Origin of the sequence: Acinetobacter sp. ANC5681, from assembly GCF_023488045.1 — a bacterium.
Taxonomy (GTDB): Bacteria; Pseudomonadota; Gammaproteobacteria; order Pseudomonadales; family Moraxellaceae; genus Acinetobacter.
This window is the reverse complement of sequence record NZ_JAMFKZ010000038.1, coordinates 1-19,894: the sequence shown is the minus strand read 5'-3', so window position 1 is coordinate 19,894 and position 19,894 is coordinate 1. Positions and strand designations below refer to the sequence as shown.

At 42.0% G+C, this 19,894-nt stretch carries 12 protein-coding genes and 2 pseudogenes; 9 read left to right on the top strand and 5 right to left on the bottom strand.

The genetic code is table 11. The features are described 5' to 3' along the window. Positions 1-270: 270 nt before the first annotated feature. Positions 271-1,503 (top strand): ATP-binding protein, encoded by a 1,233-nt coding sequence (locus M5121_RS14245; RefSeq protein ID WP_005155730.1) that lies wholly within the window; start codon positions 271-273, stop codon positions 1,501-1,503. Positions 1,504-1,780: 277 nt separating this feature from the next. Here the strand turns inward: M5121_RS14245 and M5121_RS14240 are convergent, their stop codons facing one another. After that, entirely contained in the window at positions 1,781-2,110 is a 330-nt protein-coding gene (locus M5121_RS14240) for a DUF4236 domain-containing protein (RefSeq protein WP_000506885.1), read from the bottom strand. A 208-nt stretch (positions 2,111-2,318) separates the two neighbouring features. On the opposite strand from M5121_RS14240, the gene M5121_RS14235 reads away from it, so the two are divergent. The 7 genes from M5121_RS14235 to brxL are packed head-to-tail and all read left to right on the top strand — an operon-like array spanning position 2,319 to position 16,422. Beyond that, complete coding sequence (locus tag M5121_RS14235) at positions 2,319-3,185, top strand: BrxR family helix-turn-helix transcriptional regulator (protein WP_249571541.1); 867 nt, start codon at positions 2,319-2,321, stop codon at positions 3,183-3,185. A gap of 10 nt (positions 3,186-3,195) precedes the next feature. Continuing rightward, the gene (locus M5121_RS14230; protein WP_249571540.1) at positions 3,196-3,807 is read left to right on the top strand and encodes a DUF1819 family protein; all 612 of its coding nucleotides are present in this window, start codon (positions 3,196-3,198) and stop codon (positions 3,805-3,807) included. A 16-nt stretch (positions 3,808-3,823) separates the two neighbouring features. Continuing rightward, positions 3,824-4,399, top strand: a complete 576-nt coding sequence (locus tag M5121_RS14225) for a DUF1788 domain-containing protein (protein ID WP_005403808.1) — start codon at positions 3,824-3,826, stop codon at positions 4,397-4,399. A gap of 40 nt (positions 4,400-4,439) precedes the next feature. Continuing rightward, entirely contained in the window at positions 4,440-8,120 is a 3,681-nt protein-coding gene (gene brxC / locus M5121_RS14220) for a BREX system P-loop protein BrxC (protein WP_249571539.1), read from the top strand. Between the two features lie 46 nt (positions 8,121-8,166). Beyond that, a complete protein-coding gene (gene pglX / locus M5121_RS14215) occupies positions 8,167-11,685 on the top strand; it encodes a BREX-1 system adenine-specific DNA-methyltransferase PglX (protein ID WP_249571538.1) in 3,519 nt (1,172 codons plus the stop codon). A gap of 43 nt (positions 11,686-11,728) precedes the next feature. Next, complete coding sequence (pglZ, locus tag M5121_RS14210; RefSeq protein ID WP_249571537.1) at positions 11,729-14,353, top strand: BREX-1 system phosphatase PglZ type A; 2,625 nt, start codon at positions 11,729-11,731, stop codon at positions 14,351-14,353. 29 nt (positions 14,354-14,382) lie between these two features. Beyond that, entirely contained in the window at positions 14,383-16,422 is a 2,040-nt protein-coding gene (gene brxL / locus M5121_RS14205; RefSeq protein ID WP_099475577.1) for a protease Lon-related BREX system protein BrxL, read from the top strand. 124 nt (positions 16,423-16,546) lie between these two features. On the opposite strand, the pseudogene M5121_RS14200 reads toward brxL, so the two are convergent. The 4 genes and pseudogenes from M5121_RS14200 to M5121_RS14185 all read right to left on the bottom strand — a co-directional run. Beyond that, positions 16,547-16,783, bottom strand: a pseudogene (locus M5121_RS14200) (hypothetical protein); the annotation flags it as partial. A 196-nt stretch (positions 16,784-16,979) separates the two neighbouring features. Continuing rightward, on the bottom strand, positions 16,980-17,690 hold the full coding sequence (locus M5121_RS14195; RefSeq protein ID WP_004827016.1) for a PP2C family serine/threonine-protein phosphatase: 711 nt from the start codon (positions 17,688-17,690) through the stop codon (positions 16,980-16,982). After that, positions 17,672-18,394, bottom strand: coding sequence for a hypothetical protein (locus M5121_RS14190; RefSeq protein WP_004827012.1), 723 nt, complete (start codon positions 18,392-18,394; stop codon positions 17,672-17,674). The genes M5121_RS14195 and M5121_RS14190 overlap by 19 nt, the downstream gene beginning before the upstream one ends. After that, entirely contained in the window at positions 18,391-19,038 is a 648-nt protein-coding gene (locus M5121_RS14185; protein WP_004827010.1) for a hypothetical protein, read from the bottom strand. The genes M5121_RS14190 and M5121_RS14185 overlap by 4 nt, the downstream gene beginning before the upstream one ends. Before the next feature lie 705 nt (positions 19,039-19,743). Between M5121_RS14185 and M5121_RS14180 the strand changes: the two are divergent. Next, positions 19,744-19,894 (top strand): annotated as a pseudogene (locus M5121_RS14180) (IS5/IS1182 family transposase); the annotation flags it as partial.

Sequence of the window (19,894 nt, the reverse complement as noted above, 5' to 3'; positions counted from 1 at the left end):
ACATCAAGCTAACAAAGGAAAGCCACCTCTAATGGCTGCTTAACCTCTACTTTTAACTTCGGTTATTTATGGGAGGATTACCACCATCAGCAACACAAAAATGAGTTCCACTCTAGTTAACATCTTAGTTTCATTTACTATCCGCATGCTTCAACAGCAGCTTTGAATGTTTCACTTAACCTTTAAACTTTTTTAAAAGTTAAATGTATTTACATATGAGTTCTAAAATTTGATAGAATTTATTAAAAATTTAGATTCTAAGTGTAAATAATGAGAAGCGCTAATATTCGACGTGATGGTTACTTAAAATTTCTGAATACATGGCAAAACCGTGATGTCATTAAAGTACTTTCAGGTGTACGTCGCTCTGGAAAATCCACCTTATTGGCGATGTTTCAACAAGACCTAAAAGCACAGGGTGTACAAGCCGAAAACATCATTGCCATCAACTTCGAATTTATGGAATTTGAAGAACTCACCGATTACCGTAAACTACATGATTATGTATTGTCCAAAGTTGATAAAAGTAAAAAAAACTATGTTTTTTTAGATGAAATACAACATGTTACCAATTTTGAGAAAGTGGTCGACTCTTTATATGTTCGGGATTATATCGATTTATATATTACAGGCTCAAACGCATTCTTTCTAAGTGGAGAACTTGCGACTTTACTTACAGGACGCTATATCGAGCAACATGTTCTACCTTTGTCATTCCAAGAATTTAAACAGTGGCATATTGAAAATAATCCGATCATCCAACAATTATCCAATCGTGATTTATATGCCATGTATACGCGCAGTAGTTTCCCTTATACGCTTGCCATGACTAGCCAGCAAGAAACTTATGATTACTTGCAAGCGGTCTATGCCAGTGTAATGTTTAAAGATGTTATTCCCCGTTTGAATACTGCCGATATTAACTCTCTCGAGCGTGTCGCAAGATATTTGGCAAGCGTGACAGGCTCACCTATTTCCATCAATAAAATTAAAAATACCTTTGTTTCAAGTGGGGTTAAAATTTCATTTGAAACAGTAAAACGCTATATTCAGGGCTTACAGGACAGTTTGTTATTTTATAGTGCTGCACAATTTAAAGTACGCGGGCGTGAGTTATTACAATCCTCTGAAAAATACTATTTAGTTGATGTCGGATTGCGCCGGATTATGTTGCCTGATGCTAATGCTGATCAAGGTCATATCTTAGAAAATGTAATTTATCTTGAGCTTATCAGACGAGGTTATACGGTCTATGTAGGGCGGGTTGATGAATATGAAATTGATTTTGTTGCTGTCGATACTTTACAGAATTTAACTTATTATCAAGTGGCATTAGAAACGCTCAATGAGGAGACACTCAGCCGAGAGTTACGTCCATTACAGAAAATTTCTGATTCGTATCCCAAATATTTACTTACCTTAGACACGATAGGGGCTGAAGCAAATTATAATGGTATTGTAAAAATGAGTGCTCTCGAATGGTTGCTATCTGAAAATAAGTAAAGTTGAGGGTAGACATGAATACTCTTATTTATTGACGCAGATTAAAACTCAAAGACTTTTCAGCATCATCCAAGAATGTATTCAAGCATAATTTCTGCTCCAATTGTGATGGATCGATTTACCTCGATTCGATTGAGTCAGACCCTCATGATTGAGCCAGAGTCGCTTACTGAAAGTAGCGAGAATTGCGCTGGAGTTTCTGAAGGATATTAATTCCTTAGTTTGCCCATTCATCCATGTGGGCATTTTTTTTGATCAAAATACAATGCTGTTCTTGCTAAAAAATGACGGCACCCACCATAAAACACAATATTCCAAAAATAATCCAAGGCCAGATCTTTGTCTTCGGTTGTTCTAAATTCTGAGGATTATATTCCGTGTGTTCTAGCGATGTCGGTTGTGGAACACGGGTCTTTTTAGAGTAAGGCTGGTGTTTAGAGTAAGATAGTCCCGTACCTGGAATGCCGACACTGGTTCGCGTACCTTTTTTCCCAATATTTAGAGAAGCACCAGGTTTGCCAATGCTGGCACTGCTGATGCCTTTATGGGTCAGATTAATTTTAAAACCCGGGAATAATTTAATACTTTTACGAAATCTAAAACCCATATTGCTCTCATTCTAAAATTTAGCTCAATTCACGCGCTATACCAGGATCCATGATCTGCTAGAGATCTTACTTTGACAGCTATCATCACGATATTAGTATATTTTTTATCTGGTGATTGCAATACTACCTTAAAATACCGTCAAAAATCTTTACTGTATATTTGCTGTAGGGTAATCTTAAAACTGCTATTTATTGACTGATTGGTATATGACGACAGATAAGCATGAAGTCCTTCTCAGAATGAGAGCCATTGAACTCCTTGCATACTGGGAAGGTCGTTTGGTTACCAATCGTTTGATGAGCTGGTTTGGACTTAGTCGACAGCAGGCTTCTGCGGATATCAAGCGCTATAATACGCTGTATAACCCCGATGCCTTGATTCATGACCCCTCAGTCAAGGGTTATGTGCCTAAAGCCAGCTTCCAGCCTGTACTGACTACAGCGCATATCAATGAATATCTCAATATGCTCTCGGGCTTGGTCAGTGAATCGCATGCGCTGATTGCGATGCCAGAACCGAATCTTACAGCAGTTCAATTACCTGATCGCAGTGTACGTCCTGAAGTGATTCGGGAAGTTTTGCGTGCCTGCCGCAACCAAAGTACTTTAAAAATGATTTATGCCTCGATGCAGAATCCGCAGTGGCATGAACGCATGATTTCCCCACATACCCTGGTGTATACCGGTTTTCGCTGGCATGTCCGTGCCTATTGCCATCAGAGCAAGCAGTTTAAGGACTTTTTACTCTCCAGAATTGATCGCACACCTGTTGTGGTGGCGATTGAGTCAGTAGACCCTGCTCAGGATCAGCAATGGCATGAAGAAATTGTACTGACGCTGATCCCTAATCCAAAATTGAATGAAGCTCAAAAAGCGCTGGTCGAAAAAGACTTCGGCATGCCTGATGGCAGATTACAGATTCCGGTGAAAAAAGCCCTGGCTCACTATACCTTGCAGCGATATCAGGCCGCGATCACGCTGGCTGAGGCGGATGATGCCTTGAAATATCCCTTGGTACTACAACGCTCAGATATCGAAAAGCTGTCGTCTTACCTGTTTGATCAGGCCTCATAGGAGATTGACCATGTTAGAACAATTTCATTATGACAGTGACCTGATTGGTGGCTCCCTGATGGTGCGTGAAAGCCGGCTGATCGCGGATCTGTTATTACGAGAAGCGACTCCAGAACAATGGCATCAGGCAATTCAGATTGACAATATTCTGCAAAAAAGAACGCCTGCTTCAGCCCAACGTAACGCCACTGCCATTCGTAAGCGTCTTGAGCGCTTAGAGCCTGATTTCTGGAAAGCACTACGTGATGGGGATGATGAGCTGGCGACCCAGGTGGCTTTTTGTGGCGCATTGGAACGCAACCTGTTGCTGCTTGAGTTTATGGAAACAGTGATGAGAGAGGCCTATATCTCCCAGGCGCAACACTTGGACAGTTATATCTGGTCAGATTTTTTGGATGAACGCTCACAACGTGATCCGGATATCTGTGATTGGAAAGAGTCCAGCAAGAAAAAAATGGGGCAGGTGGTCTTTCGCATGTTGGCAGAAGCCGGTTACTTAAAAAGTACCCGTAAGATGGAGTTGCAACGTGTGATCGTCAGAGCAGAGCTGCGTAGCCTGTTGGAAGAACATTATAAACAACGCATTAAAAGATCTATGGAAGTGTCGGTATGGACGCGTTAGTTGTAGAGGGGCAGCAATGAGTCAAACAATACATGAGCGTCTGAACCAGATTCCAGAGCGAATTCTTTCCACCGAGTTTCTCACCGGGCAAGGACTGGGCAATGAAATTGGCTTCTGGATTTTTGATTATGCACCTGAAGATGAGTTGAAAGTGCGCGAATATCTGCATTTTCTTGAAGGGATGCTAGAGAAAAAACACAGTCAGCTGAAGGTGGTGAATATCAACCTGCTGCAAGCCGTGGTGGATTATCTGGCTGAGCGTAACTTCATCGATAAAGCCATTCAAATGCAAAAAGCCAAAGGCGATGAAGCGCTGCTCAAAGCCTTAAAGGGCCCACTGCATATGGATAAGTTCGCGCCTTATCTGGTGAGTAAATATGCCACCAATGCGCAAGATATTGTGTTGATGACTGGGGTAGGGTCGGTTTGGCCACTGTTACGTGCCCATCACTTATTGAACAGTTTGCATTCGTTACTGGGGCATAAGCCAGTGGTGCTGTTTTACCCAGGTTATTACGATGGTCAAGCGATGAGTTTATTTGGAAAAATTCCAAGCAATAATTACTACAGAGCATTCAGATTAGTGCCTTAACACGGCAAATAGAAATAAGAATTCGGGGGAATTGATTGAGATGAACATTAAAGAACTTTTTTATAAGCCATTAGATCGTGCGATTAACGGGGTCGTAAAAGCAGACCAGAATGACAATACTACGGTTTATCAGGAACTCGATGAGTATGTGGTCACCAATGAACTGGAAAAGCATTTTCGGGACTTTTTCCAGTCTTATGGTACGGATCTCAGCGATCCTTCGATTGCCAATCGTGTCGGCGTGTGGATTTCAGGCTTCTTTGGTTCAGGTAAATCGCATTTCCTGAAAACCTTGTCCTATATTCTGGCCAATAAAGTGGCACGTGATGCGGAAGGTAACGAGCGTAGCGCCGCAGAATTCTTTGATGAAAGCAAAATTCGTGATGCGTTTATCCGTGCGGATATTGGCAAGGCGGTCAGCCATCATGCCGATGTCATCCTGTTTAACATTGACAGTAAAGCCAGCTCCAATGATGATGGCAATCCGATTCTGAATGTGTTTTTACGCGTGTTTAACGAGTATCAGGGTTTTAGTGCTGACCATCCACATATTGCCCATATGGAACGTCACCTGAGCCAGAAAGGGGTGTATGAGCGCTTTAAACAGGCGTTTGAGGAATCTAGCGGCATGTCCTGGCTAGAAGAACGTGACGGCTATCAGTTCTATCAGGATGATGTCGAAACTGCGATTTCTCAGGCACTGAATCTATCAGCAGAAGCAGCGCATAAATGGTTTGAGGATTCTGAGCAGACCTTTAGTGTTTCGGTTGAAAATTTCTGTCAGTGGGTGAAAGTATACCTGGACAGCAAAGGACCCCAGCAACGCATGTTGTTCTTGGTCGATGAAGTGGGGCAGTTTATTGGCAGCGATACCCGCTTGATGCTGACACTGCAAACCATTACTGAAAACTTGGGTACGATCTGTAAAGGCCGCGCTTGGATTATCGTCACCTCACAGGCAGACATCGATGCTGTTTTAGGTGAGATGTCTTCTTCCAAAGCCAATGACTTCTCCAAGATTGCTGGACGTTTTAAAACCCGGTTATCACTGTCCAGTTCCAATACCGATGAAGTCATCCAGAAACGTTTATTACGTAAAACCCCGGAAGCTGAAGCACTGCTCAGATCGGTGTTTGAGCAAAAGGGCGATATCTTAAAAAATCAGATTACCTTTGACCGTTCAGGCCCAACCCTCAAGAACTATGAGGGGCCAGACAGCTTTATCCATAACTATCCTTTTGCGCCGTACCATTTCCAGCTGGTGCAAAAAGTATTTGAAGAAATCCGTAAAGTCGGTGCGACCGGTGCACACTTGGCCTATGGTGAACGGTCCATGTTGGATGCGTTCCAGATGGCCGCGAATGCGATTGCCACAGATGAAGTCGGGGCCCTGGTTCCTTTCCACCGCTTCTATACTTCAGTGGAAGGATTTCTGGATACAGCAGTGAAGCGTACCATCGACCAGGCAGGGCAGAATAAGACCCTGGATGGTTTTGATGTGCAGATGCTGCGTACCCTGTTTATGATCCGCTATGTCGATATCATCAAAGGGACCTTGGATAACCTGGTGACTTTGTCGATTGAGAAAATTGACGAAGACAAACTGGCATTACGCAAGCGCATTGAAGAAAGCCTGCTGCGTCTGGAAAAAGAGAGCCTGATTACTCGTAATGGCGATGAGTTCCTGTTCCTGACCAATGAAGAACGTGATATTACCCGCAAAATTAAAGCCACTGACTTAGCGGCTTCAGAAGAAAATAAAGAGTTAGCCAATCTGATTTTTAAAGATTTACTGCGCGATCAGAACAAATACCGCCATCAAGCCAACAAGATGGACTATCAGATTGGTCGTTTTCTGGATGGTCATAGCCTGGATGGCAAGTATGAGAGCGATTTGAAAGTTGAAATCATTTCTCCGCTGGATACGGAATACAACCTCTATACTGAAGCTTACTGTATTGGTAAAAGTACTCAGGCCGAAGGACAAGTCCTGTTTAAACTGGCAGACGATAAACAGTTCTTTAATGAACTGCGCACCTGGCTGAAAACCAATAAATTTATTCGGTTAAATGATGATGGCACTCAGTCCGATATCAGCCGTATCCTGGCAGACCGTGGCCGTGAGAACCAGGAGCGTAAAAAACGCCTGCGTGCCCGGGTCGAAGAAATGTTGCTGGACGCGGAAAGTTATGCCTTGGGGCAACATTTACAACTTTCATCATCAAGTCCAACCACCAAGCTGGACGAGGCTTGTCGTTATTTGCTGGAAAATACCTATACCAAACTGAGCTATCTGCAAGTCTATCAGCAGGATGCCTGGCGTGAACTGAACGCCGTCTTGACTGTGGATGATATGGCGCAGCTCGGATTGTCTCTGGATGGCGGGCAGAGCAATCCGAAAGCCCTACAAGAAGTGGAACAGTACATTACACTACGGGCAACGGGTACCGAACGTATTCTGGTCTCGGATGTGGTCGATCGTTTTGCCAAACGTCCTTATGGCTGGCCAGATGCCGAGATTTTACTGTTGGTGGGGCAGTTGGCGGCAATGGGCCGAATTTCTCTGCAGTTAAATGGCGGCAGCTTACAGTTAAAAGATGCCTTTGAGCCTTTACAAAACAGCCGCCGTCGCCGTGATGTGTCGATCATTAAAAAACGCCAGACTGATGATCAGGTGTTGAAACAGGCACGCCAACTGACTCAAGGGCTGTTCTCGGCCATGGGACCAGCGACTGAGAAAGAGCTATTTGAATTCTATTTGCAGCATTTTAAGACTTGGTTAGCCAACTTTAAGTCGTATAAGAGTAAAACTGATGTCGGGCAGTTCCCGGGCAAGAAAGTGATTGAAAAATCGATTCTGACTTTAGAACGTCTGCTGGCGAATAGCGACAGCTTCGATTTCTTTAAGGCCGTGGTTGAGAACAAGGACGACTATCTGGATCTGGAAGAAGATTATCGTGACATTCATGAATTCTTCAGCAACCAGATGCCAAGCTGGCAACAACTGCAACAGGCTCTACGTCATTTTGAGAAAAACAAACAGGCGCTGGGCAGTGATGAGGTGGCAAAAAAAGCCCTCTCTGAATTACATCGCATTTCGACCATTGAATCACCATATGGTTTACTCAATAAAGTCGCTGATTTGGTTCGCACTGTGGAAAGCGTCAATGAGCGACTGTTGAGTGAGAAGCGCAATCAGGCGATAGAACACATTGATGACAAGATCAAACAGTTAGAAGCCGAGATTAAAAACAGTGGCATCGCTACAGCTGAGCTGAGTAACAAGCTATTACGCCCACTACAACTGCTGAAAACGGATATTGAAGTGGAAACTAGCCTGTCCACCATCTATATGTTGCAAACCCAAACCGCCGTGGAGCGTTTTGATGAAGGCTTGTATGAGCTGGAGAGCGAAGTTCAGGCGGAAATCCAGCGTCAGGCCAAAGCGGCACAACTGGCTCAGAGCAAAGCCGAAAGTGTAACCAACACTGCAACCACCTCCAGCCCAGTTACATCAACACCTGCTATGAGTCCGGTACAGCCTGCGACAGCCGTAGTGCCACCGAAACCAGTGGTAGAAGTTGATGTCGCTAGCATTTACAGCAAAAGCTCCAGCAGTGTCTATCTGGAAACAGAAGAATCAGTGGATCAATTTGTAGACGCACTCAAAGCTGAATTGAAAAAAATCGTGAGTGATAAAAAGCGTGTGCGTATCCGCTAACTCGGGTTAGGGATATCGGCATCAGTCATTAATTAAAGGTTTAAAGATGAATACCAGTCATATTAAAAAATACGCACCGCAAGCACGAAATGATTTTATCGCAGCCATGCGCAAGCAGGCCGCCAAATATGGCATCACCGCAGACCGCATTTTACCGGCTGAACAGAAAGGCGACTTGCTGCTGATTGGCGATCAGGTTTTTCCGCTATCCGTCATGAAACCTCGTGACAAGCTGATCAAGCGCATTCAAACCAGCAGTTTTGAGCAGACGATTGATTATATCGCTTACAGCTGGTTTAACCGTCTCTGTGCGATTCGTTACATGGAATGCAAAGGCTTACTGGATCATGGCCGCCGTGTACTGAGCAGTGCAGATGGCAATGCAGGCTTGCCACAGATTCTGGAAGAATGTCTGGATATTGACCTACCAGGTTTAGATGCCAGCCGTGTGGCTGAATTCAAGCTGGATGGCAATAAAGACGAAGAACTGTACCGTGAGCTGTTACTGGCTCAATGTCATGCGTTGAATCAGGTCATGCCACTCTTGTTTGAACAGGTTTCTGATGAGTCTGAACTACTGTTACCGGATAACCTGACCAAAACCGATTCCTTGATCCGTGATTTGGTGAGCAGCATTCCGGAAGAAGACTGGTCGGATGTACAGATTATTGGCTGGCTGTATCAGTTCTATATTTCTGAAAAGAAAGATCAGGTGATTGGTAAAGTCGTCAAAAGTGAAGACATTCCTGCAGCGACGCAACTCTTCACCCCAAACTGGATTGTGAAGTATCTGGTGCAGAACAGTGTTGGTCGTCTATGGATGATGGCACAGCCAGATAGTACGCTTGCCAGTGAATGGGAATATTATATTCAACCGGCTGAGCAAAGCGACGAAGTCAATGCACAGCTAAAACAGTTGATTGATGTGCGCATCAGTGAAGATGGCGATACTTTAAACCCTGAAAGCATTACGGTGCTGGATCCGGCTTGTGGTTCGGGGCATATTCTGGTGGAAGCTTATGATTGCCTCAAAGCGATTTACTTAGAACGTGGTTACCGGAGTCGTGATATTCCACGTTTGATTCTGGAAAATAACCTGTACGGCATTGATATTGATACTCGTGCGGCACAGTTGGCGAGTTTTGTGCTATTGATGAAAGCACGTGAGGATGACCGCCGTTTATTTAGCAATCCACCGAAGCTGAATATTATTGCGCTACAAGATAGCCAACCTGAACGTTTAGACGCATTTAGCCAGGACTTGGCAAGTACCGGTATTGTTGAGGCAGACTTAAAAGAATTACTGGACTTGTTTGAACATACTTCGACCTTTGGTTCTTTGATTCAAATTCCTCAAGCATTCTCCAAAAAGCTGCCTGATTTAGAAAGCAAGCTGAATACAGCTTTAGAGTCAGGCGATATTTTTGCACAGCAGTCAGCACAGGAGCTGTTACCTTTAGTACTGCAAGCTAAATTACTCGCTAAACAATATGATGCTGTGATTGCTAACCCGCCATATATGGGTAGTAAGTTTTACACATCTAGTTTGAAAAAATTTATCGACAAAATTTATAAAGTTGCAAAAGGTGACTTATATACTTGCTTTATGGTTAGAAATGAGCATTTTTCTAAAGCAGGTGGGCTAATTGGAATGATTACAATCCCAAATTGGATGTTTCTATCTGGTTATGAAGATTTGCGAGAAAGATTGTTTGAAACAACACACTTACAAACGATGAGTCATAATGGTCGAGGGGTTTTTGGATCTGACTTTGGTAGTTGTGCATTTACGTTCCAAAAGGCTCCAATTTTAAATTATCTAGGAGCGTATAAAAGACTATTTGATAAGCAGGGTGGTGTTTCATCTAATGATGAATTAGATGATTTATTTAAAAAATCAAGTTGTTTTTTTGCTTGTGAAAATGACTTTAAAAAAATCCCAGGTAGTCCAATAGCATATTGGGTAAGTAATAAAATTTTATCTGCATTTGAAAATTTTGATTCTATTGATAAATATTCTACATTTAAACAAGGAATGGCAACTTCAGATAATGAAAGATTTCTTCGTTATTGGCAGGAAGTTAGTTTTAACAAAGCAGATTTAAATTGCTGTAATCCGAGTGACTTAATAGAATCAAAATCAAAATGGTTTCCTTATAATAAAGGAGGGCATTATAGAAAATGGTACGGTAATAATGAATATTTTGTGAATTGGGAAAATGATGGCAAGGAAATGAAAGACTTTACTGCTACTTTACCTCAAGGAACTTGGGTTAGATTAAAAAGCAGAGAGTATTACTGTCTACCCAATATAACCTATTCTGGGTTATCTATTGGTGATTTTGCTTGTAGAATTAGTAATCATGGATTTTTATTTGATACAAAAGGTTCATGCATTTTTACTGAAGATTACGGTGATTTGCTAATACTGAGTGGTTTACTAAATTCAAAAATCAGTCAATGTTTTCTTAATATTTTGTGCCCAACCCTTGATTATAGTATGGTTGGAGTTAAAAAACTTCCAGTGATTATAATAGACCAAGTTAAAAAAACTGTTGAAGAATCTAGGTTGATTGCAAAAAAAGACTGGGACTCTTACGAAACCTCATGGGATTTTACTCAAAATCCAATCATTCATACCCAACAATCCAATTTAGAACAAGCCTTTAATACATGGCAACAGCAAAATACTGACGCCGTCGCTGAAATGAAGCATCTGGAAGAAGAAAACAATAAGCTGTTTATTGATGCTTATGGTTTACAGGACGAACTGACTCCAGACGTACCAGATCAGCAAATCACGCTTACTCGTGCTGATCGTGAAAAAGACAGCCAGCGTTTAGTCTCTTATGCACTTGGTTGCATGATGGGACGTTATAGCCTAGATGAGCCAGGTCTGATCTATGCCCATGCGGGGAACCAAGACTTTGAAGCCAGTCGTTATCAAAAATTCCCAGCGGATGCTGACGGCATTATTCCACTGACTGAAATGCACTGGTTTGAAGATGATGCAACACATCGTATCCAAGAGTTCTTAACTGCCGTTTGGGGCAAAGATACGCTAGATGCCAATATGCTGTGGTTGGCAGAAAGCTTGGATAAAAAAGCCAGTGAAACAGCAGAAGACACCATTCGCCGTTACCTCGCCAGCAAGTTCTATAAAGACCATATGCAGACCTATAAAAAGCGTCCAATCTATTGGTTATTTAGCAGTGGTAAACAGGGGGCTTTCCAGGCATTGGTGTACTTGCACCGCTATAACGAAAGCACCTTGGCACGTATGCGTACCGAATACGTTATGCCACTGATTTCCAAAATGTCCGCTATGGCCAATTCTTTGCAAAGTGAAATAGAAAACAGTGATTCTGCTGCTGAAATCAAACGAAAAGAAAAAGAGCTGCAAAACCTGCATAAGCAACAGGCTGAACTCAGTAGCTTTGAGGAAAAACTGCGCCACTATGCCGATCAGCGTATTAGCTTAGATCTGGATGATGGAGTGAAAGTGAACTACGGCAAGTTTGGGGACTTGTTGGCTGAAGTCAAAGCGATTACGGGGGAGAAATGATGAATGTTTTTTCTCCGGTACTAGACCTTGATGAGGTCGTTGCATGAATTTAAGTCAACTACAACAAGGTCTGGAACAAGCCTTTTATATTGAACAGCATCGAATTGTCTTTTGGTACGATGCAGAACAGTCATTTACTGAAGAAATCAAAGCCCTAGAGCTAAATGATGTCCAGATTCTGAATATGGCAGAAGAATCCAGCCTTGCGATTAAGCTTAAACTGGAACTTGAGGATCAGCAGGGCAAATACTTGCTGTATTTTCCAAGTCCTGAGCCTGAAACTGAAAAAGACTGGTTACTGGACATCAAGCTCTATTCACGCATCTTCTATGCCGATCGTTTCTCGATTATTTTCAATGAGCTTGGGCTACAGCAACAAAGTTTAAGAGAACATCTGGCCAAACGTGAAGAGTTCCTCAAAGCCAAAGCCCGTCTGAGCGCATTAAAACGTTATACCCAGCCTGATGCAGATGAACAGAATCTGGATATGGCCATGATTGCAGCTGTGGTCAAGGCCGACAGTGCCGAACTCATGCATATCGTTCTGGCACTGGCAGATGAAATGGTACAGCAGAACCTGGCTCTGGAAGTCAATCCAGACTCCTTTGCTGAACTGGAAAAATTCCAACTGGTGCCAGCTTTGGTCACCGCATTACAGGCGGAAATTGGTTATCCAGCATCGGTTGAAGAATTGAATGGGGAAGCACCATTCAAGCTCGGTACGTTCTTTATCCGTTTGATGACTACAGGTTTCTGTGAAAGCCTGGGCGATATACCGCTATGGGCTCAAGAACTGGTGATGTCATCCGTCAGCTCCCGTGCGACGGCTAGAGCCTTTTTGTCGCGCTGGAGAGACAGTTCTAAATACTACCCAACCTTCGATACGCTTTCCCAGACCGTGGCGAATGCACTGCGGATCCAGGAGAGGGTCGGGGCCTTTGATCTGGGGCAGCTGCTGGATGTCATGACCTTTGAAGTGATTGAACAAAAGATCATTGTTGATTTGGCCAGTCATATCCCTGCAGCAACCAAAGCTGAACTGGAACATTTCAGAACGATTATTTCTACCCGTCTGGATGGCTATTGGGCTTCCAAACATAAGGACGATGCAACTCGCCGTAAATACCGTACCGTCTATACAGCGTTGCAGGCAGCGATTGAGCTCTTCAGCCTGCGACTGCAGTTTGATTCTGGGTTTTATTTCGACTCGAGTGAAGCTTTGTATAAAGCGTACGAGCAGGAGCTGTATCGCTTTGATATGGCATATCGCCACTACAGTGCTGCTTCTCAACGCGCTCATGTCGATATCCTGAAAAAACTCGATGAAGAAATCGAAAATTGCTATGCCTACTGGTTTATTGACCACTTGGCACGAAACTGGGGAGATCGGATTGAAGCTGAGCAACGCTTGAATGTCTGGAAAGTGGCAGATATCCCAAATCAGCAGAACTTCTACGATACTCACGTCAGACCCTTACTCAGTTCTGCAACGAAACGCCGTATTGTGGTAATTATCAGTGATGCTTTCCGTTATGAAGCTGCGGTAGAGCTGCGTGATCGTATCAATGAAAAGCGTTATTCTGAAGCGACATTGTCTTCACAGCTGGGCGTTGTCCCAAGTTACACCACACTGGGCATGGCCTCGTTATTGCCGCATCAGACTTTGGAGTACAAAGAGACCGCAGGGGATGATGTTTTAGTAGATGGACAGTCCAGCAAAGGGACTGCAGCACGCTCCAAAATTCTGGCTGCCTATAATGGATTGGCGGTTACCGCTGAAACGGTAAAAGGTTGGTCGCGTGATGAAGGCCGTGAAGCACTTAAAGACCATGATTTGATTTACGTTTATCACAACGTGATTGATGCTCGGGGAGACAGTGCCTCGACAGAATCAGAAACCTTTATGGCGGTGGAACATGCCATTGAAGAGCTGACTGAACTTAGCCGCAAAATCTTGATGCATTTCAATATTTCTACCCTGTTGATCACAGCCGACCATGGCTTCTTGTTCCAGCAAAGTAAACTGGAATCTGCGGATCGTTCAAGCTTGACTGAAAAACCTGCCAATACATTGAAAAGCAAAAAACGCTATGTGATTGGGCATGGTTTACCAGAGAGCAAGGAAGCATGGAAAGGTTCAACCCAAGCTACGGCAGGCACATTATCTGCGACTGATTTCTGGATTCCAAAAGGGGCGAACCGTTTCCATTTTGTAGGAGGTTCACGTTTTGTGCATGGTGGCATCATGCCTCAGGAAATCGTGGTGCCTGTACTAACGGTAAAACAGCTGCGTGGTGAAAAGGCCGGACAGCGGACCAAGCGTAAAGTTGAGGTCATTTCTACCAAATCCACGCTGAAAATGGTCAATAACATCCAGAAGTTTGATTTGATGCAAACTGAAGCTGTCAGTGAGCTGGTCATGCCAGTGACCCTGTCGATTGCCATTTATGATGGGGATCTCAAAGTATCTAGTGAAGAAACCTTGACTTTTGATAGCACTACCGACTCTGTTGCGGAACGGGTAAAACAGGTCAGGCTGTCATTGTCTGGCACTGATTTTGACCGTAAGAAAGATTACTTCCTGGTACTGAAGGACAAAGACCTGAATATCGAAATGCAGTGCTATAAGGTCACCATTGATCTGGCATTTACCGATGACTTCTTCTGATAACGAATTAACGATAGAGCGTAGCCTACATGGAATCTGCTAACGATAAAGAACTGGATCAGCTGCTGAATGAACACTTTGCCGGGCGGGTGGTACGTAAGGATCTAACTAAACTGATCAAAGAAGGGGCCAATGTCCCAGTCTATGTACTCGAATACCTGCTGGGGATGTACTGTGCCTCGGATGATCCAGAGATCATTGAACAGGGACTACGTAACGTAAAGACCGTACTGGCTGAGAACTACGTACGACCGGATGAAGCTGAGAAGGTGAAATCCCTGGTCCGTGAACGGGGCAGTTATAAGGTCATTGATCGGGTGACCGTAAAGCTGAATGAGCGTAAGGACAAATACGAAGCATCATTTAGTAATCTGGGCATCAAAGATGCCGAAATCTCGGCAGGCATCGTCAAAGAGTATGAAAAATTACTTGTTGGTGGTATCTGGGTCATTGCTACGCTCAGTTATTATTTTGAAGAAGGACAGACTAGTTCTCCATTTGGCGTGAGCTTACTCAAGCCGATTCAAATGCCGAATATGAATATGGATGAACTTTTCAGTGGCAGAGCAGCATTAAGCACTGATCAGTGGCGCGAGAGTTTAATCCGTTCGATCGGCATGGAACCGGCTTCGTTAAAAGAGGACGTGCAATGGCACCTATTAGCGCGTATGGTTCCGTTCGTTGAAAATAACTATAACGTCTGTGAACTTGGACCACGCGGTACCGGGAAAAGCCATATTTACAAAGAGTGTTCACCGAATAGTATTTTAGTCTCCGGTGGACAAACGACTGTCGCCAACCTGTTCTATAACATGAGTAGCCGCCGTATTGGTCTGGTGGGGTTGTGGGATGTGGTGGCCTTTGATGAAGTTGCCGGTATTTCCTTTAAGGACAAAGATGGCGTACAGATCATGAAAGACTACATGGCCTCAGGATCTTTTGCCCGTGGCCGTGAACAGATGGAAGCCTCAGCTTCGATGGTTTTTGTGGGTAATATTAACCAAAGCGTGGAATCTCTGGTTAAAACCAGCCATCTCTTGGCGCCGTTCCCTGAAGCCATGATCGATTCAGCATTCTTTGATCGCTTTCATGCCTATATCCCCGGCTGGGAAATTCCAAAAATGCGTCCGGAGTTCTTCACCAACCGTTATGGATTGATCGTTGATTATCTGGCTGAATTCTTCCGGGAAATGCGCAAGCGCAGCTTCGCAGATTCGATTGAGAAGTACTTTAAGCTCGGCAACAACCTGAATCAGCGTGATGTGATCGCCGTTCGCAAGACCGTTTCTGGATTGATGAAGCTGCTCTACCCACATGGTCAGTTTAACAAAGAAGATGTACGGCAATGCCTGGAATATGCACTGCAGGTGCGCCGTCGGGTCAAAGAACAGCTGAAGAAAATTGGAGGGATGGAATTCTATGATGTGCATTTCAGCTATATCGACAATGACACCTTAGAAGAGCATTTTGTTTCAGTCAAAGAGCAGGGGGGTGGCGGACTTATTCCCGAAGGTCCTGCTAAACCAGGTTTTCTGTATACCATCGGACTCAGTAATAAGGGCATGCCAGGTTTATACCGCTTAGAACTGCAAGTCACTAAAGGTTCAGGAAAATTGGCGACATCTGGCTTATGGAATTCAAGTAGTGCCAAAGAACAGGTCAAGATTGCTTTTGATTACTTCAAGGCCAATGCATCCCGGATCTCGGGGGGCAGTAAGGTGCTGGAACATGATTTCCATTTACATGTGGTGGAATTACAGAATACCGGCCCGCTCAGCCATCTTGCTCTGCCAAGTTTAGTGGCTTTTGCTTCTGGCCTGTTAGGACGATCGGTACAAAGTCAGATGGTGGTACTGGGTGATATGAGCTTGGGTGGTTCTGTGACACCGGTGGAAAGTATTGCCGAATGTCTTCAAGTTGCTTTTGATGCGGGTGCCAAGAAGGTTGCTTTGCCAATGAGTAGTGCGGCAGATATCCCAACGATTCCTGTGGAACTGTTTACCAAGTTCCAGACCAGCTTTTATGCAGATCCGGTAGATGCTGTGTTTAAGGGGCTAGGGGTGGATTAATTTCATATCTGTCTGGAAGAGTTACAGTAGATTGTTTTAAATTCAGTTTCTCAAGTTAAACACCATGTTGTAAAAGCATAATACTGCCTCTTTTAAAGAGCTAGTATTTTAGGGGGGGATTACCCTTCATTTTTTCTTGATCAGATATCTGTTGTATTTTGACAGGATTTTGTTGATCTAAATATTTTTGATACCAAACACGCAATGTTTCAGGAGTACAACCGATTTTAGGAGCAATAGCTGTGATTGCTGCCCAAGTAGAAGGATAATCTTTTTCAGATTCAATTAGTAATTGAACCGCTCTTTCTCTGATTTCAGGGGTCAATTTTACTTTGCCATTTGTAAGATAAAAGGGGGCAATTTTAGAATGCCGTTGACAATGTATCGCCTTTTGAGTTTGAAGCAATGTACAATGATAAGATTAACCCGTTAGGTCAGGTGGCCTAACTTAAATAAAAATTCTCCGACAAACCCGGTACGGTTCATAGCGAGTATCTGCTTATAAAAATTAGGTTTATTTGATTTTAACATCCGAATTGGGTATATGAGATTTTATGTTAAATGAATGATATAACCCATAGAGAAATATCATCAAATAATGAAGATACTTCGGATAAATTTTTGCTATAAATTATTGTTTTTATATCATTTTCTGAAAGCTTCCAAAATCCATCGGATGCTAGAATATATGTGGATTTTTTTTCAATATCTAAGGTCTTAAAGCTCAAGGGTTTTAACTTTTTTGTATTAAATGACTTGGTGACAATATTATCATTTGAAGAAGACCTAAGTATCATTTCGATACTTTGGGGATCTGTTTGATTATTTAAGCTCATCGCTAAATTATGAGGATAAGTAATCCAACTGATTTGTTGCTCATTATTGATTTTCCCAAGTCTGCAATCACCCAAATGTGCTGAATAAATTTGAGTCTGACTAAAAATAACCATCAAAATACTCATTGCTGCAGGTCGCAATTTTCCCCGATGTTCTATATAAAAATTCTCTGTTAGACGTTCAAAAAAATCATGTATATCTTGTGTAGTATTATTTAATTGAGCAAAGACGTCCTTCAAAGAAAGCACATAAGCCTGAAAATTTTTAACTAGTATGTCGCTGTTTTTACATCCCCCATGACCATCCACTACGTAACAAAAATATAGATTTTCATTATCAGTAAGGTTCCCTACAGCATCGATTCCAAATTTTTCTGGTGCGCTAAGATTCTGACATAAGGAAAAGGAGTTTATTAATATGCTTTTGGCCATTGTTTTATGATCGCTTGAATTACTTGTAAAGCTCTTTCTCTTGAGCCAAATCTACATTGATCTTCCATTATGATTTCAAAATCAGTTAATTCAGTGAGTTTTTTAAATTGATCAGATAAGTAATCTTTGAGTTCTTTTGGAGCATTATAGACTTCTTCAACTAAGGCGGATCGTCCCAGGCAAATTGTGATGATATCTTCTAAGTCTTTGCTATATAAGGGATCTTCTTTACGACCATGGAATGCTTCAAACTTGGTTGCTAAGAAATATTCAGGCATTAAGGTATTGATAATTAAATTATTTCCCAGCTTATACTCTACTTTTTTCTTATAAGCTTCTAGATACCAAGAGTTAGAGAAGCCTAAAATTTTTTCATCAGTGGGCATAAAGTCTACAATTAGATCTTCTCCTAGTTGGTAACGACAAGTGAAGTCCGTATTCTTTTCAAATGGATCTGAACTTTGATAATTTTTAAACCCTAGTTTTCTGACTTTCTCATCTAACTCATACCATTGGGTTGTGGTCTTTATATCTACAATTAAATCAACATCTTGAGTGTATCTAGTTGATAAAGATAAATTTTCTGGATCTAAAAACAGGCTAGTAGTGCACCCTCCAATAAATACTAGGTCTTTGATAAGATCCTCGCTTAAAGCACTTACAACCTGCTCTAGCATCTTCATTTGTGTTAAAGCATTATTCATTGTAGATACTCACGTAATAACTTTTCAGCTATTTTCTTTTCCCTTGGGGAACCTATTCTAAACACATCAATAAGAGCAAAAACTTCATACAGGAAATTATCATCTAACGCTGCATATGGTACAGATTTATATAATGGTTCAACTGCTAATCCTGAAATTGATTGATAGCTTTGAGCGGGCCAAATATAAGGTAATGAAGAAGAATACGATAAATGATCTGAAAGTTTTTTATTATTGAAAACAGTAGGAATACCAATATCAATAGCACCAACTTCTGTATGGAAAAAGTATTGAAAACTGTAAATAATTAGGTCTAAGAGAGCTCTTCTATTGGTTTTCCATTGCATTTCTACTAGCTCTAATCGCTTAAATGGTGAATTAGAGGTTACGATCAATAGCCCTATCTTGATTAAACGCTTTAAAGATTCTGCAACCTCACTTTTACTAATAACTACTGCTTCAGCCAACCCTCTGATTGATAAAGAATCATAAAAAGCACTTAATTTTAAAAAGATATCTAACTGCTCATCTTCTAATTTATCCCACTCAAGTTGTGCTTCTGAATAGTATTCTTTGAATATCTGGTGCTGATTCTCAATAGAGATCAGTTTTACGAGAACTAGAATGTCTTGAGGTTTAATCATATTAAGTTACCTTGTCCTCAATCCGTGGACTGAATTCATATTTGATCAACTCATTACACTATTTGCAAGTATTTTTTAAAAATAATATTAAATAAAAAAGCCCGACATCTTGTCGGGCTTTTTCATGTTTGGTGCTAGGTAGGGCTGTCTACCTAATAATCCTGGTGCTAGAACTTATCGTTATTGTTTTATGTTCCGGAACGTCCTGTTCCTGTATGACTTCATCATAAGTAAAAAACCGCAGCTGCCCTAGCCGCAAAATCCTTAAATCTCTGTGCGCCAGGGCGTACAAAAATGGCTAAAAGTTGTCCCGGTTTTATCCGCAGAAATTGGGGATAGTTTTCGCCCTGGAAGGGCTGAGAACATTGAAAAAACCGAAAAATTGACTACTTTTTAAACAAAATTATTGGAAAGAACTATCAAAACCGCTCATAAAAAAGCCAATTCGAGGGTGAATTGGCTTTTTATAATTCCATATCATAATGATTTTAAAAGATAAAATAATGAAATTTCGTATAACGTGTATTATGTTAATTTTAGAAAAACTACATTTATATAATTTTTTTAACTTAATTCTATAGGTTATTTTTTGGGATCTATTTTTATAAATTATTCTTATTTAAGTGCTTGAAATTTATTTTAAAGGACAAAGGCTTTGTTGCACAAACCTATCTGTAAAGGGTTTTTCAGCGATATAATTTTCAAATGAAGAAGCCTGCACACAAAATCTACCGCACAACCAATTGGCCCGCATATAACCGAGCACTCATGAGTCGCGGAAATATTGCCATTTGGTTTGATCCTGCTACGCAATGGTATGCTCCATCAAAAGGCAAACAAGGGCGAAATCAAACCT

Coding starts and splice junctions, on each gene's coding strand:
- pglZ (WP_249571537.1), top strand. CDS start 11,729: ATGAATTTAAGTCAACTACAACAAGGTCTGGAACAAGCCTTTTATATT.
- M5121_RS14190 (WP_004827012.1), bottom strand. CDS start 18,394: ATGAATAATGCTTTAACACAAATGAAGATGCTAGAGCAGGTTGTAAGT.
- M5121_RS14245 (WP_005155730.1), top strand. CDS start 271: ATGAGAAGCGCTAATATTCGACGTGATGGTTACTTAAAATTTCTGAAT.
- pglX (WP_249571538.1), top strand. CDS start 8,167: ATGAATACCAGTCATATTAAAAAATACGCACCGCAAGCACGAAATGAT.
- M5121_RS14240 (WP_000506885.1), bottom strand. CDS start 2,110: ATGGGTTTTAGATTTCGTAAAAGTATTAAATTATTCCCGGGTTTTAAA.
- M5121_RS14195 (WP_004827016.1), bottom strand. CDS start 17,690: ATGGCCAAAAGCATATTAATAAACTCCTTTTCCTTATGTCAGAATCTT.
- brxC (WP_249571539.1), top strand. CDS start 4,440: ATGAACATTAAAGAACTTTTTTATAAGCCATTAGATCGTGCGATTAAC.
- M5121_RS14225 (WP_005403808.1), top strand. CDS start 3,824: ATGAGTCAAACAATACATGAGCGTCTGAACCAGATTCCAGAGCGAATT.
- brxL (WP_099475577.1), top strand. CDS start 14,383: ATGGAATCTGCTAACGATAAAGAACTGGATCAGCTGCTGAATGAACAC.
- M5121_RS14230 (WP_249571540.1), top strand. CDS start 3,196: ATGTTAGAACAATTTCATTATGACAGTGACCTGATTGGTGGCTCCCTG.
- M5121_RS14235 (WP_249571541.1), top strand. CDS start 2,319: ATGACGACAGATAAGCATGAAGTCCTTCTCAGAATGAGAGCCATTGAA.
- M5121_RS14185 (WP_004827010.1), bottom strand. CDS start 19,038: ATGATTAAACCTCAAGACATTCTAGTTCTCGTAAAACTGATCTCTATT.